The 13,950-nt window shown below is 59.6% G+C and carries 16 protein-coding genes and 1 tRNA gene; 7 read left to right on the plus strand and 10 right to left on the minus strand.

From position 1 onward, the window contains the following. The first annotated feature begins 10 nt into the window (after positions 1 to 10). The gene (locus M5B43_RS11190; RefSeq protein WP_248750161.1) at positions 11 to 2,158 is read left to right on the plus strand and encodes a 3-hydroxyacyl-CoA dehydrogenase NAD-binding domain-containing protein; all 2,148 of its coding nucleotides are present in this window, start codon (positions 11 to 13) and stop codon (positions 2,156 to 2,158) included. A gap of 156 nt (positions 2,159 to 2,314) precedes the next feature. Then, positions 2,315 to 3,040: an amidotransferase gene (locus tag M5B43_RS11195; RefSeq protein WP_248750162.1), complete on the plus strand. Its 726-nt coding sequence runs from the start codon at positions 2,315 to 2,317 to the stop codon at positions 3,038 to 3,040. On the opposite strand, the gene M5B43_RS11200 is transcribed toward M5B43_RS11195, so the two are convergent. The 3 genes from M5B43_RS11200 to M5B43_RS11210 all read right to left on the minus strand — a co-directional run bounded on the left by M5B43_RS11200 (position 3,037) and on the right by M5B43_RS11210 (position 5,724). Further along, entirely contained in the window at positions 3,037 to 4,008 is a 972-nt protein-coding gene (locus M5B43_RS11200; RefSeq protein WP_248750163.1) for a magnesium and cobalt transport protein CorA, read from the minus strand. The two genes, M5B43_RS11195 and M5B43_RS11200, sit on opposite strands and share 4 nt — an antisense overlap. Before the next feature lie 42 nt (positions 4,009 to 4,050). Beyond that, a complete protein-coding gene (locus tag M5B43_RS11205; protein WP_248750164.1) occupies positions 4,051 to 4,818 on the minus strand; it encodes a 1-acylglycerol-3-phosphate O-acyltransferase in 768 nt (255 codons plus the stop codon). Positions 4,819 to 5,031: 213 nt separating this feature from the next. Then, positions 5,032 to 5,724 carry a crotonase/enoyl-CoA hydratase family protein gene (locus M5B43_RS11210; protein WP_248750165.1) on the minus strand — a complete coding sequence of 231 codons (693 nt, stop codon included), beginning with the start codon at positions 5,722 to 5,724 and terminating at the stop codon, positions 5,032 to 5,034. Positions 5,725 to 6,060: 336 nt separating this feature from the next. Here M5B43_RS11210 and M5B43_RS11215 point away from each other — a divergent pair. Next, positions 6,061 to 6,150, plus strand: a tRNA-Ser gene (locus M5B43_RS11215). 216 nt (positions 6,151 to 6,366) lie between these two features. On the opposite strand, the gene M5B43_RS11220 is transcribed toward M5B43_RS11215, so the two are convergent. The 4 genes from M5B43_RS11220 to M5B43_RS11235 form a co-directional block, all read right to left on the minus strand. Beyond that, positions 6,367 to 7,407: a DMT family transporter gene (locus M5B43_RS11220; RefSeq protein ID WP_248750166.1), complete on the minus strand. Its 1,041-nt coding sequence runs from the start codon at positions 7,405 to 7,407 to the stop codon at positions 6,367 to 6,369. A gap of 68 nt (positions 7,408 to 7,475) precedes the next feature. Continuing rightward, positions 7,476 to 7,811, minus strand: coding sequence for a hypothetical protein (locus M5B43_RS11225; RefSeq protein WP_248750167.1), 336 nt, complete (start codon positions 7,809 to 7,811; stop codon positions 7,476 to 7,478). 101 nt (positions 7,812 to 7,912) lie between these two features. After that, complete coding sequence (locus M5B43_RS11230) at positions 7,913 to 8,266, minus strand: gamma-glutamylcyclotransferase family protein (protein ID WP_248750168.1); 354 nt, start codon at positions 8,264 to 8,266, stop codon at positions 7,913 to 7,915. Positions 8,267 to 8,284: 18 nt separating this feature from the next. Further along, entirely contained in the window at positions 8,285 to 8,944 is a 660-nt protein-coding gene (locus tag M5B43_RS11235; protein ID WP_248750169.1) for a M24 family metallopeptidase, read from the minus strand. A gap of 320 nt (positions 8,945 to 9,264) precedes the next feature. Between M5B43_RS11235 and M5B43_RS11240 the strand changes: the two genes are divergently transcribed. Both M5B43_RS11240 and M5B43_RS11245 read left to right on the plus strand, forming a co-directional pair. Further along, on the plus strand, positions 9,265 to 9,705 hold the full coding sequence (locus M5B43_RS11240; protein ID WP_248750170.1) for a type II toxin-antitoxin system antitoxin SocA domain-containing protein: 441 nt from the start codon (positions 9,265 to 9,267) through the stop codon (positions 9,703 to 9,705). Between the two features lie 3 nt (positions 9,706 to 9,708). Next, positions 9,709 to 10,122 (plus strand): hypothetical protein, encoded by a 414-nt coding sequence (locus tag M5B43_RS11245; protein ID WP_248750171.1) that lies wholly within the window; start codon positions 9,709 to 9,711, stop codon positions 10,120 to 10,122. A gap of 35 nt (positions 10,123 to 10,157) precedes the next feature. On the opposite strand, the gene M5B43_RS11250 is transcribed toward M5B43_RS11245, so the two are convergent. Both M5B43_RS11250 and M5B43_RS11255 read right to left on the minus strand, forming a co-directional pair. Next, the gene (locus tag M5B43_RS11250) at positions 10,158 to 10,736 is read right to left on the minus strand and encodes a DUF4337 domain-containing protein (protein ID WP_248750172.1); all 579 of its coding nucleotides are present in this window, start codon (positions 10,734 to 10,736) and stop codon (positions 10,158 to 10,160) included. Positions 10,737 to 10,790: 54 nt separating this feature from the next. Next, positions 10,791 to 11,675 carry a LysR family transcriptional regulator gene (locus tag M5B43_RS11255; protein ID WP_248750173.1) on the minus strand — a complete coding sequence of 295 codons (885 nt, stop codon included), beginning with the start codon at positions 11,673 to 11,675 and terminating at the stop codon, positions 10,791 to 10,793. A gap of 94 nt (positions 11,676 to 11,769) precedes the next feature. Between M5B43_RS11255 and M5B43_RS11260 the strand changes: the two genes are divergently transcribed. After that, positions 11,770 to 12,765, plus strand: a complete 996-nt coding sequence (locus M5B43_RS11260; RefSeq protein ID WP_248750174.1) for an NAD-dependent epimerase/dehydratase family protein — start codon at positions 11,770 to 11,772, stop codon at positions 12,763 to 12,765. Here the strand turns inward: M5B43_RS11260 and M5B43_RS11265 are convergent. Next, positions 12,725 to 13,081 carry a DUF2784 domain-containing protein gene (locus M5B43_RS11265; RefSeq protein WP_248750175.1) on the minus strand — a complete coding sequence of 119 codons (357 nt, stop codon included), beginning with the start codon at positions 13,079 to 13,081 and terminating at the stop codon, positions 12,725 to 12,727. The two genes, M5B43_RS11260 and M5B43_RS11265, sit on opposite strands and share 41 nt — an antisense overlap. A gap of 107 nt (positions 13,082 to 13,188) precedes the next feature. Here M5B43_RS11265 and M5B43_RS11270 point away from each other — a divergent pair, with 107 nt between their 5' ends. After that, a complete protein-coding gene (locus M5B43_RS11270; RefSeq protein ID WP_248750176.1) occupies positions 13,189 to 13,890 on the plus strand; it encodes an HAD-IA family hydrolase in 702 nt (233 codons plus the stop codon). Positions 13,891 to 13,950: the final 60 nt, after the last annotated feature.

Here is a 13,950-nt window from a genome sequence, read left to right on the forward strand (position 1 = left end):
GGAATTTGTCATGACCGACGCCATTCGTTACGAAAAAGGCCAGGACCAGATCGTGGTGCTGACCCTCGACATGCCCGGCCAGAGCGCCAACACCATGAACGCCGCGTACCGCGAGGCCATGGCCGCCACGGTCGCGCGCCTGGAAGCGGAAAAGGACACGCTTGCCGGCGTGGTCATTACCTCGGCGAAGAAAACCTTTTTCGCCGGTGGCGACCTCAATGAACTGATCCAGGTCGACAAGGCCCACGCCAAGCAATTCTACGACAGCGTGCGGGTATTGAAGGCGCAATTGCGCCGCCTGGAAACCCTCGGTAAACCGGTGGTCGCCGCGATCAACGGCGCGGCCTTGGGCGGTGGCTGGGAGATTTGCCTGGCCTGCCATTACCGGGTTGCGCTCGACGACAAGTCCGTGCAACTGGGCTTGCCGGAAGTCACCCTTGGCCTGTTGCCGGGCGGCGGCGGAGTCGTACGCACGGTGCGTCTGCTGGGCTTGGAAAAAGCCCTGCCGTATCTGCTCGAAGGAAAAAAAATCCGGCCGGCCCAGGCATTGCAAGCGGGCTTGATTGATGAGTTGGCCGCAGATCGCGATGAGCTGCTGGCCAAGTCCCGCGCCTGGATTCTGGCTAATCCGCAGGCTCAACAACTCTGGGACAACAAGGGTTACCAGATTCCTGGCGGCACACCGTCGAACCCGAAAGTGGCACAGATGCTCGCCATTGCCCCGTCGATCTTGCGCAGCAAGACCCATGGCTGCTTCCCGGCGCCGGAGAAAATCCTGTGTGCCGCCGTCGAAGGTGCCCAGGTGGATTTCGACACCGCGCACCTGATCGAAACCCGCTACTTCACCGAACTGGTGACCGGGCAGGTGGCGAAGAACATGATCGGCACCTTCTGGTTCCAGCTCAATGAAATCAACGCCGGCCGCTCGCGGCCCCAGGGTTTTGCCCCTTGCGTCACGCGCAAGGTCGGCGTGCTGGGCGCTGGGATGATGGGCGCGGGCATCGCTTATGTCAGTGCCTGTGCGGGTATCGACGTGGTACTCAAGGACATCAGCCTGGCGGCTGCCGAGAAAGGCAAGGCCCATTCAGCCGCGCTGCTGGACAAGAAAGTCAGCCGTGGGCAACTGACCGCCGAGCAGCGCGAAACCACCCTCGCGCGGGTTCATCCTACGCAGGATGACGCCGACCTGGTCGGTTGCGACCTGATCATCGAAGCCGTGTTCGAAGACCGCGAACTCAAGGCCAGGGTCTCGGCCGCTGCGCAACGGGTGGTCGGTGCCGACGCGGTGATCGCGTCCAACACGTCGACCTTGCCCATCAGCGGCCTGGCAACCGCCGTACCCGACCCAGGTAAGTTCATTGGCCTGCATTTCTTCAGCCCGGTGGACAAGATGCCCTTGGTGGAGATCATCAAGGGCGCGCGCACCAGCGACGAAACCCTGGCCCGAGGTTTCGATTTCGTACTGCAAATCAAGAAAACCCCGATTGTGGTCAACGACAGTCGTGGCTTCTTCACCTCGCGGGTGTTCGGCACCTTCACCAACGAAGGCATCGCCATGCTCGGCGAAGGCGTCGCCGCGCCGATGATCGAAACCGAGGCGCGCAAGGCCGGCATGCCGGTGGGGCCGTTGGCGGTGTCCGATGAAGTGTCTCTGAGCCTGATGAGCCATATCCGACAGCAAACGGCCAAGGATCTGCTGGCGGAAGGCAAGGCCGTGCCGACGCATCCGGCGACGGCGGTGATCGACCTGTTGGTTAACGAATACAAGCGCGTCGGCAAGGCGGCGGGTGGCGGTTTCTATGAGTATCCGGCGGGGGGGCAGAAGTATTTGTGGCCCGAACTGAAAACCCGCTTTGAACAACCGGGGCAGCAGATTTCAGCACAGGACGTACGCGACCGCTTGCTGTTTATCCAGGCCATCGAAACCGTACGCTGTGTGGAGGAGGGCGTGTTGATGTCCACGGCCGACGCCAACGTGGGTTCGATCTTCGGCATTGGCTTTGCCGCGTGGAGTGGCGGCGCGCTGCAATTTATCAACCAGTACGGGTTGAATGAGTTCATCGCCCGCGCTCGCTACCTGGCCGAGCAGTATGGGGAGCGGTTCTCGCCGCCGGCGTTGTTGTTGGAAAAAGCGGCACAAGGCGAGGTCTTCAGGTGATCAAGATGTGAGAGGGCGCTTGCTGTCGATGGCGGAGCTTCAGGTAGGGCGCTATCGGGAGCAAGCCCCCTCCCACAGGGGACTTGCTTTGCAGGTACATTTCAAGGCAGGCTCTGGGGGTGTTCATTATTCCCATCGCCGTGTCAGGTATTTTTTATGTCGCTACGCGTCTGCATCCTGGAAACCGATATTCTGCGTCCCGCTTTGATCGATGAGTACCAAGGCTACGGGCAGATGTTCAAGCGCCTGTTCTCCAAGCAGCCGATTGCTGCCGACTTTGTCGTCTACAACGTGGTGCAGGGCGAATACCCCTCGGATGATGAAGTCTTTGACGCGTACCTGATCACCGGCAGCAAAGCCGATTCCTTCGGCACCGACCCTTGGATCCAAACCCTCAAGACCTACCTGCTCGAGCGCTATGAGCGCGGCGACAAGTTGTTGGGTGTGTGCTTTGGTCACCAGTTATTGGCGCTGCTGTTGGGCGGCAAGACCGAGCGTGCGAGCAAAGGTTGGGGCATGGGTATCCACGACTACAAACTCAACGCCAAGGCACCCTGGATGAGCCCGGTGGTGGAAGAGCTGACCCTGCTGATCAGCCACCAGGACCAAGTGACCACCCTGCCGGAAAACGCCACGGTGATCGCCTCCAGCGATTTTTGCCCGTATGCGGCGTACCACATCGAAGACCAGGTGCTGTGCTTCCAGGGCCACCCGGAATTCATCCATGACTATTCCCGCGAGCTGCTGGAGATTCTTCAGACCACCCTGGGCGAAAAGGTCTACACCCATGGCGTCGCCAGCCTGGCGCGCGACCACCACGGCGCAACCGTGGCGGAATGGATGATGCGCTTTGTGGCACACAAGCCTGAGGCTAGCGCTTAAAGCCAGCCCGACCGCTTGAAGCTGGCCCACAAGCCGGTGCAGCCCACCGCAATAAACCCGAGCACCGCAAAATAGCCGTAGTGCCATTGCAGCTCGGGCATGTTCTGGAAGTTCATCCCATAAATCCCCGCCACCGCCGTGGGGAAGGCGAGGATCGCCGCCCAGGCCGCGAACTTGCGCTGCACCACGCTCTGGCGTGACGCCTCCAGCAACACACCGATCTCGATGGTCTGGCTGGCGATATCGCGCAGGGTGGTGAGGTCTTCCATCTGCCGTGTCACGTGGATCTGCACGTCGCGGAAGTACGGGCGCATGTTCTTGTCGATAAACGGGAAGCTCAGCTTCTGCAGTTCCTGGCTGATCTCCACCATCGGCGCTACGTACCGCTTGAGCCGCAGCACGTCACGGCGCAGGCCGTGGAGGTTCTGGATATCGGTTTCATTGAGGGCTTTGCACAACACGTTGCGCTCCAGCTCATCGATCTCGGCCTGGATGGCCTCGCTCACCGGCTGGTAGTTTTCGGTGACGAAATCCAGCAGCGCATAGAGTACGAAATCTTCCCCATGCTCCAACAGCAATGGCCGCGCCTCACAGCGTTGGCGCACATAACCGTAGGACGCCGAGTGACCGTTGCGGGCGGTGATGATGTAGCCGGTACCGGCAAAGATATGGGTCTCGATAAACTCCAGCTTGCCGTTCTCGCGCACCGGTGAGTAGGTGACGATAAACAGCGCGTCGCCAAAAGTTTCCAGCTTGGGGCGGCTGTGTTTTTCCAGGGCGTCTTCGATCGCCAGTTCATGCAGGTTGAACTGGCGTTGCAGGTTGGCCAGCTCGTGGGCGTTGGGTTCTTCCAGGCCGATCCACACAAAGTGATCGGGCTTGGCGGCCCAGGCCGCGCCTTCGTCGAGGGTGATATCAGTGACTTTCTTACCGGCGCTGTAGACGGCTGCCGCAACAACTCTACCCATGGTGCTGATCACTTCTTGTTAGGAGGACAGGTGTTGGGCAGCTTAGCCTGAATGACGTTCCATTGGGCTTGTTGTAGCCGTGAGCAAGCTTGCTCCTGCAAGCTCACGATCCATCGCTGTGATGCATTCATCCATCTGCGTCTGACAGGCCTGCATCAACTGGGGAACGTCATCCGAAGTCAGGCCAGTGGTAGGAATCGGCGGCAACGAACGGATGAGCACATCACCACTGTTCCAACGATTGAGCTGCATGTGGGTGACGTAATTGCTGACACACACCTGCACGATGGGCACGCCCGCGGCAATCGCCATATGGAACGCGCCTTTCTTGAACGGCAGCAAGCCTTTGCCCAGGTTGCGCGTACCCTCGGGGAACACCCAGATCGACGTGTCCTCATGCTGCAAGGTATGGGTGGTGGTGAGCATCGCGCGGCGTGCCTTGTGTGCATTACCACGGTCGATCAGCACGTTGCCCGCCAGCCAGAACAACTGGCCGAACAACGGCACCCATTTCAGGCTTTTCTTGGCGATACACACCGTGCGGTGCGGGACCACATTGCCGAACACAAACAGGTCATAGTTGGACTGATGGTTGGCGATGATCACGCAGGTGCCGGGCTTGTTGCGCAGTGAGTCGACATCAGCCTTCACGTTCAAGCCCAGAATCCACATGGCCGGCAGCGCGTAGAGGCGGGCACACAGGCGGCTGTTGTCCGGGTTGAACGGCCGGCAGACGCCGACGAGCACGCCCAGTACACCGGCGACCATAAAGTGCAGGCTCATCAACAACATACGTAACAGAAAAAGCATCGATACGGCCCATCGGGACAAAAGGTGGCGCAGTGTACGGATGTGCACTGTATTCGGCAATTGCCCCTACAGACGTAGGAGATAGGCGATGTTTAAGTACATGTTTCAACGTGTGCCGATAAAGGCGGCCTAGAGCGGCTGCAGACGTTTCCGATCAATTTATAAGAAAAAGCCCGACTCAAGGCCGGGCTCGGGCAAATCAGGTGTAGGAAGTTAGACCAGGTTATGGCCCTGATCCTGGATGATTGCCTCGTCCAGGGCTTCCAGCAGCGCCTTACGCACCTTCAGCTTGGTGTGCTTGTGGGCGTTCATATTGATCTTCTTCAACTGGCGTGCCGCTTCCAACGCCGCGGCATGCAGTTCCTCTGGCGCCACCACCTTATCGAGGAAACCCGCTTGCAACGCGCCTTGGGGGTTAAACATCTCGGCATTGATCACCGAGCGATGAAACGCCGACTTGCGCAGACGATCTCGCGCCAATTCGATACCGGCGTGGTGCATGGTCATGCCGATCGCCACTTCATTCAGGCCAATGCTGAACGGGCCTTCCACGCCAATGCGGTAATCGGCCGACAACAACAGGAACGCACCTTTGGCCACCGCATGCCCAGGGCACGCCACGATCACCGGGAACGGGTGCGACAGCAGGCGCCGCGCCAAGGTCGAGCCCGACGTCACCAGGCTGATGGCTTCTTTAGGGCCGGCCGTCATCACCTTCAGATCATAACCACCCGACAGAATCCCCGGCGTACCGGTGATGATCACCACCGCCCGATCCTTCTCGGCCTGATCCAGCGCCGCATTGAACTCACTGACCACCGCCGGAGAAATGGCATTCACCTTGCCGTTGCTCAAGGTCAGGGTCGCGATACCGTCTTCGAGGTGGTAGGCAATCAACTCACTCATGACGCGGTTCCTTGTAGGGTTTGTTATCGATAGGCTGTTTATAGAAGAGCATGCGCAGACGTTACCCACCACGCCCGCCCTGGTAAAGCGCTGTGACTGACTGCCCAGTCAGACTTTCCCCACCCGCCCACGCGTAGACAGCCCGTAGCAGAGCGCGGCCGCCCTGCCAGACGCATCTCGCCGCTGCCCAAGAATGGCAGAATCAGCGCCCCTTGCAGGACGCCCCACGGCATAACCGTCTAACCGCATGAAAATTCTGAAAAAAACCTTTGCCATCAGAAAGGCTTTCGACTACATTAGCGCGCCTCGACAGACTGAACTGGTTTGACGAGATACGGTGAAGTGTCCGAGTGGCTTAAGGAGCACGCCTGGAAAGTGTGTATACAAGAAATTGTATCGAGAGTTCGAATCTCTCCTTCACCGCCACATTCGATGTAAACAAAACCCCTGGTTTCGAGAGAAACCAGGGGTTTTGTGATTTCTGACCCTGAAAATTATTGTCCGAGATCACCCGCGCGGACTCTCCATCCGTTGCCCTACGACATGTGGTCACCAAACCCGATCGTTCACTGCGCGACCGAGCTGGGATTTTGAGCCGCGGGAGTGTCTTGCTTCCGATAGGGCGTTGCTCCAATTGATGCCTCAATGCCTATGCCGATGATGCACATCCGGAAAATGCGCATGGCTATGTCTCATCGGGCTATGAACATGCACATGACTATGCGGCTCTGTGGGGTCCCACTCAAAGTCATGTTCATGCTGATGATGTTCATCATGCACATGCCGGTGCCCGTGTTCGGTCGCTTCATGCAGATGCTCGTGGGCGTGCCGCTCTGTCAGGTGCAGCCACACGCCCACCGCCATCAGCGCCGAGGCGATCCAGAACGCTACGGTTACTGACTCTCCAAACACCAGCAAGGCCACTGCGGCGCCGAGGAAGGGGGCCGTCGAGAAGTACGCCCCCGTGCGTGCGCTGCCCAACCCGCGTAGCGCCAGCACGAACATGACCAGGCTGACGCCATAGCCGAGGAATCCCACCAGTAGGATCGGCGCCAGTTGCGCCACGCCGGGCACTTGCGCGCCGAGGTAAAGCGCCAGGCTGCAATTGACCAGCCCCGCAATCAGGCCCTTGGCCCCGGCGATAAACAGCGCGTCGGAGGCTGACACTTTGCGTGTGAGGTTGTTATCGATCCCCCAGCACAAGCACGCCAGTGCAACGGCAAGCGGTCCGGTCCAGCCTTGGCTGGTGCCGCCGGTGCCGGTCCAGGACAACACCACGCCGCCCAGCACGATGGCGAGCATGCCGAGGACGATGCGGCGGTCGGCGTTTTCTCTGAACACGAGCCAGGCGATAACGGCGGTCAGTACCGATTCAAGGTTGAGCATCAGGGAGGCGGTTGCGCCGGCGGTGCGGGTCAGGCCGAACATGAGCGCTACGGGCCCGAGGATGCCGCCGAAGGCGATGGCGCCGAGTAACCAGGGCCATTCCGAGGGGGTTAGCCCGGAGGGCTTCCAGCCGCGATCACGGATGAGGCGTACGCCGGCGAGCCCGAGGCCGCTGCCGAGGTAGAGCAGGCCGGCGAGCAGCACGGGCGAGAGGCCCAGGCCGAGGCTTTTGGCGAGCGGGGTGCTGGCGCCGAACAGGGCGGCAGCCGCGAGTGCGTGGAGAATACTGAGGTTCATGGGCCATCCTCGAGAGTCAGGCCCATGATACGTCCCTTGCCAGGGTCAGCGCCCTGACAACGTGATACTTAGTGCGCGGTTTTCAGCTTGATTACATCACCGGAAATCTTGGTGGTGTAGCCGCTGAGTACCCAAGCCCAGAACCAGTTTTCCTGGACCTGAGTGTTGATCAGTGCGTCGCCGCCTTTTGCCTTGATCGCAGCATCTTGAGCGCGTACGAAACGGCTGTTCTGGCCAATCGGGATCAAGCCGAACAGCATGATGCCGGTGGCGCTGGCTTCACTGTGGCCCAGCACGGTGTATTGGCTGCTGTCGTATTGCGGGGATTTGATGGCGGTACCGGTGCAGCCGGCGAGGGTGAAACCGAGAACAGCTGCTGCAACTACTTTACTGACGTACTTCACTAAGTAACTCCATGGACTCAATCCCGAGATCCAATTCTCGAGGGCGCGACACTTTAATCGCTTGGCTGGCAGATTGAAATCGGCCAGCCAAGGTTTCAGGCTCAGGCTTGCACATAGACCCAAGCGGTCAGGCCCGAGGCCAATGCCACTGAGACCCGCTTGTAGTCCGACACTTCATAGGCATCTGCCGCCGCCAGTTCCTGCTCGTTGATCTGAAAGACCATGCCTTCAACGCTGGCGGCTTTTTCCGTGCTAGGTGCGACGATGGGGTGGTGGGTCTTGCCGCTGGTCGCGAGCACTTCGGGGTCGGTGATTTCTACCCAGCTTTGCGAATAGCCCAGCATGGCGTCCTGCTGCCCAACTAATTCACGGCCGAAGTTGGCCAGTTGCACGGCCTTGTCTTGCAAGGTGCCGTAGGAAAACAACAGCACGGGAAATGAGGTGGAATGTTCCATGTGTATTCCTCTGAGGGATCAGGCGAGTAAGTCTTCGTAGAAGGCGCCGTAGGGCTTGGTCGGGTGGGCGATCTGGATTTCCAGGATCCACAGACCTGCGTTCGGGTAATGCTCGAAATCGCCCAGGTCCCCGCCACGGTGGATGGCGTGGGGGAAGTCGCTGACACGGTGGCCCTGGATGTCGAGGTTCAGTTGCCAGCCCATGGCCCGCGCTTGTTCTTCGGCATAGCGGTAAAGCTCAAGGCCCGCGACTTGCTGGGTTTTCCAGCGCGATTCTACGCGGTGGAACAGTGCTTTGGCGGCGCTGGCGCAGGCGATCATGTCGGGGTCGTTGCCGGTGGTGAAGGTGGCGCCGGCGTCACCTTCGTGCCCTTGCCACACGGCGCCCATGTCGATGAAGAAAATATCGTTTTCACCCAAGGCCGGGTCGCCCTCGGAGCGTTGCTTGAAGGTCTTGAGGGTGTTGGCGCCGAAGCGCACCAGCAGCGGGTGCCAGATACGCTGCATGTCGAGGTCGGCGAGCACTTGCTTGCCCAGCTCGCGGGCTTCGGATTCAAGCATGCCGGGGTGGATGCGTTGGGCGAGCTGGCCGATGGCTTGCCAGGTCATGGCTTGGGCGTAGCGCATGGAATCGAGGCTGTAGGCGGCGCCCACGGCTTCCTTGGGTTGTGTGGACACCGGTATCTCCTCGAGTAGGTGTTAGCGTTATGCTATTTACTATATAGCGAATGGCGAGGCAGCCCAAGGAAAGGCACGGACGCGCTTCTGTGGTTTTTCTCAGTGGGAAGTGAGCTGACTGACCTTTCGTCGATTCACTTGAAAAGTACTGTATTTATGAACAGTGTCTGACTAGTCTTTGGAGAGCGGTGACCGGTAGCGATGTGTTAACTGGAAATTGACGGGTAAATTGACGGGTAATATGAGGCTGTGCAGAATCGCGGCATCATTTTTGTAGATGCAAGGTGCAAAGGAATTGCATCAATTGGAGAGGATTGCTAATGCCGAGCAGCATAGATGTCGCCAACTATTTTCTTTGCTTGGAAGGGGAAAGTAGCGAGATCTCGAATCTCAAAATTCAGAAGCTGGCTTATTATGCCCAAGGATTCAGTCTCGCCCTCCATGGGCAGCCGCTGTTTTCGGAGCCAATAGAGGCGTGGATGCATGGGCCGGTAGTTCCTGATCTTTATCGCCGCTTCAGCCGCTACGGGTCTGGAGCAATTCCACTTCCAAATGACTTCAACCCAAGTGTCTTTAGCCCTGAACAACAGCACTTGTTGAATGAAGTGTTCGACGTATACGGTCAGTTTTCAGCCTGGAAGTTACGTCAACTCACTCATGAAGAGACGCCTTGGCGTAATAATTTTGAAGAAGGTGAATTCAGTCGAACCATTCCTCAGCAGGAAATGGAAGCTTACTTCAAGGAACACCTGGTGAATTGATCAATGTCCAGACTCAAGGATAGAGGGGCAAAAGGTGGCCAGATCAAGGCGAGAAAATCATCTGTTGAAACAGATGACTCTGATCTGAAACCGCCTGTTTTTTCTTTTGAGTTCCTCCAGGCCGGATGGTGCATCCAAGACTGCCAGCAGGAAGAACGATCTAAGATGCTGGATAAACTCAGAAGGCTGAGCCGGCTGTCTTGGCGGGATATACGCCAGCAAGATCGTCACTTGCTGGGTACTGAGACTATCGCCAGAGGTAGTATCCGCGCCGCAATCCCGCCATTTGTTACTGATGACGTCAGGCTTTTGGCATTCAGGGCGTTTGACCGTGTGGCGATGGTCGGTTATCGAAGCGAGCGTATTTTTCATGTCCTTTGGATCGACAGAGCCTTCACTCTTTACGACCATGGTTAAGGCACGCTTAGACCACTTTTTATAGGGGCTACACGCTAAATGTGCAGCCACGCCAGGCTGCCCAGCACGACGGCAACACCGCCGGCGGTGTACGACATACGTTTTAGCCACTCCTTGCGCGTCAGCAACGTAATCGCCGCCAGCGAAATCGCTATCTGAATCGCGGTCATCGCCTGGGCCCAGCGATGATGCTGGTGCAGCGCCTCTTCGGATTTCTGATCCCATTCCCGTGAGGTGGCTTCAAGCTTTTCAGCCTGCTTGCGCACGTCTTCCTTCTGGTTCTTGTAGCGCTCGATCTCATCTTTGTAATGCGCAGCGTCCACGCCGGGAATATGGGTCGCCAGTTCCGCCAGGTTTTGCCGGCTGGATTTGGCCTGGTAGTAATTCCACTGGTTGGCGGCTTCGGTCTTGATGATGGCCGCGTTGTTCTTGTCCATCGCCGCTTCGCTTTCGGTGGAGCCGGCCTGGTAGCTGAGCATGGCGCCGAGGGTGGCCATCAGCGCGGTCATCACGGCGATGCGGCTGGCGAAATTGTCACCGCGGCCGTGGGCATGTTCGGTGGTGTGCTCGATGTGCTTTTCGTGGGGGCTGGGGACTTCGAAGGCTTCGGACATGGGGGCGTCTTTGAAGGGATTAAGGGAGTTTGATTCTTTACCAGTGAAGCTGTCTCAATCCTGTACGTAACGCTGCAAACCGGCCACCAAGGCATCAAATGTCACCCGGCAGCGTGGGCTGTTGCGCAGGTCTTCATGCATGGTGACCCAAGTATCCATTTTGAACGCGAACCCTTCCGGCAGCACCCGACGCAAACGCGGGTCTTGCTTGGCCAGTTGCACCTGGCACCCGCCGATACCGGCACCGGCGCGGATCAGCGCCAATTGCGCCAGGTCGCTGTCGCTGCTGATGGCGAAGGCGCTGCGCTCAAAGCCGTTGATCGCCAGGCTGCGGATAAACGCGGTTTCCTGGTCGAAGCCGATGACCGAGTGGTCGGCCAAATCTTGCATATGCTGCGGGGTGCCGTGTTGTTGCAGGTAGTCTTCCCGGGCATGCAGGCCCACTTCGATCAGGCCGATACGCCGTGCCAGCAGTTGCTCCTGGCGGGGGCGGACCATGCGCACGGCAACGTCGGCTTCCAGTTGCAGCAGGTCGCTCAAGCGGTTGGTCAGGATCAGCTCGACCTTGAGGTGCGGGTACTGTTGGCGCAGGTGCGTGAGGATCGGCGGCAGCACTTCCACGCCGATCACTTCGCTGGCCGATACACGCACCACCCCGCGCACCTCATCACCCTGGGCGGAGGCGGCCCGCTCAAGAGCGGCGGCGGTGCGTTCCATGGTCTCGGCGTGGGCGCGCAGGGTGTGGGCGACCGCCGTCGGTAACAAACCGGTGGGCGAGCGGGTGAACAGCACCACCCCCAGCGCCGTTTCCAGCGCGGCGATATGCCGGCCGACCGTGGGCTGTGTGATGCCGAGCTGCCGTGCGGCCCCCGACAACGATCCTTCCTTGAGTACGCCGAGGAACGACCGGTAAAGCTCCCAACCAATATTCGCTGCCATGCATAAATGTATAGCGACTGGATGGTCTTCAGCAATTCCTCTATAGCAAGGTCGCGAACATAATGGCCTCATCAACCAACAGCGGGAGACGGTGATGAGCAAGGTTCTGGTTTTGGGTGCAACCGGTGGCATTGGCGGGGAAGTGGCACGCCAGTTGAGCGCGGCGGGCTGGGAGGTGTGTGCGTTGACCCGGGATGTCGACAAGGCCCGCAGCCAGAACGCTGCCTTTACCTGGGTCAAGGGCGATGCGCTCAATCGCGATGAGGTGCTTGCCGCTGCCCGTGGTTGTACGGTGATCGTCCACGGGGTCAACCCGCCGGGCTACCGCAACTGGGCGGAACAGGTGCTGCCGATGATCGACAACAGCATTGCGGCCGCCATCGCCGAAGGCGCGACTATTGTGCTGCCCGGCACGGTCTACAACTTCGGGCCGGATGCCTTCCCGGTGTTGCACGAAGACTCGCCCCAGCACCCACTGACCCGCAAGGGCGTGATCCGGGTGCAACTGGAGCAACGTCTGGAGCAGGCTTCCCGCCGGGGCGTGCGCGTGATCATCGTACGGGCCGGGGACTTTTTCGGCGCCCGGGTCGCCAACAACTGGTTTGCCCAGGGCCTGATCAAACCGGGCAAACCGGTGCATGCCATCAGCTATCCGGGCACACCTGGCATGGCGCATCAATGGGCGTACCTGCCGGACGTGGCGCGCACGATGGTCGAGTTGATTGAGCGCCGCGCCACCCTCGATGCGTTCGCGCGCTTTCATATGGCCGGGCATGAGGATACGGATGGCACGCAGATGATTCAGGCGATCCAGCGAGTGGTGCTGCGCAGGACCGGCCATCAACCCCGAGTCGGTCGCTTCCCGTGGTGGTTGATGGCATGGATCGCGCCCTTTGTTGTCACCGTGCGCGAGATGCTGGAGATGCGCTACCTCTGGCAAACCCCGTTGCGCCTGGACAACCAGCGCCTGGTGGCGGCCCTGGGCCAGGAGCCCCACACACCACTGGAACAGGCGGTGGAGGCCACGCTGGTCGATCTGGGGTGCTTGCCTACTGGCGCTTTAACAGGCGTCCATACACCGCGAGGTTGATCAACACCACCACCGCCCCCAGCACCAGTTGAATGTTCGGGGTGAGGCCGGCGGGGTAGATCAGCGTCAGGATGTAGTGCTCGATAAAGCCGCCGCCATACCCGTCCTGCCCGGCCAGGTGGCGAAACAGGTTTTCCCAGCGGGTAAGCGGGCAGGGCAGGTGGAACACTTCGACCGCAATACCCCAGGCGACGGCGGGCAGGTGCAGCCAGATCACCCGGCGCCACTTCAGGGTGAGCAGGCCGCCAAACAGCACGAACAGGATGAAGGTCAGGTGAAACAGCACCAGGCTGTCGGCGGCTAGGCGGTAGAGCATTGCAGGCACTTCGAAAGGAGGGGCGCACAGTCTAAAGGGTTGCTTGCCGGCAAGCGCGGCCGTTATTGTGCTGAATCCTTTTAGTCCTTTACCCAGGTTGTGTCGTGATGAATGCACCGCGTAACGTTGCCCCGTTCAGTGCCGGCCCGATCAAGGCTGTGATCTTTGATATGGATGGGTTGTTGCTGGATACCGAAGGCATCTACACCGAAGTGACGCAGATCATCGCTGAACGCTACGGCCGTACCTACGACTGGGGGATCAAGCAGCACATCATCGGGCGCGGTGCCCAGGACCTGGCCGACTACGTGGTCAAGGCGCTGGACCTGCCGATCACACCGGCTGAATTTCTCGCCATTCGTGAACCGCTGATGAGCGAGCGCTTTCCCAAGGCGCTGGGCATGCCCGGCGCCGAGGCGTTGGTGCGGCATTTGAAAGCGCACAATATTCCGATTGCCGTGGGTACCAGCTCGTCGCGCAATTCGTTTGGCCACAAGACCACCTTGCACCGCGAATGGTTTGGCTTGTTCGGCACCATCGTCACGGCCGATGACCCGGAGGTCGGCGCCGCCAAGCCTGCGCCAGACATCTTTCTTACCGCCGCCCGCCGCCTGGGCGTGGCGCCGCAGGATTGCCTGGTGTTCGAAGATTCGCCGTTCGGTGTGACCGCTGCGAAAGCCGCCCATATGACCGCCATCGCCGTGCCCGATGAAGCCATGGCCGACAGCAAGTACGAGCATGCCGACCAGATCATCCGCAATCTCGCGGACTTCGATCTGGCGGCCTATGGCTTGCCACCGATGCGCTGAATAAACACGGCGAAAAATGTGGGAGGGCTTGCGCCCTCCCACATTGGGTTGCAGTTCTTC

This window comes from Pseudomonas sp. MWU15-20650, assembly GCF_023242475.1.
Taxonomy (GTDB): Bacteria; Pseudomonadota; Gammaproteobacteria; order Pseudomonadales; family Pseudomonadaceae; genus Aquipseudomonas.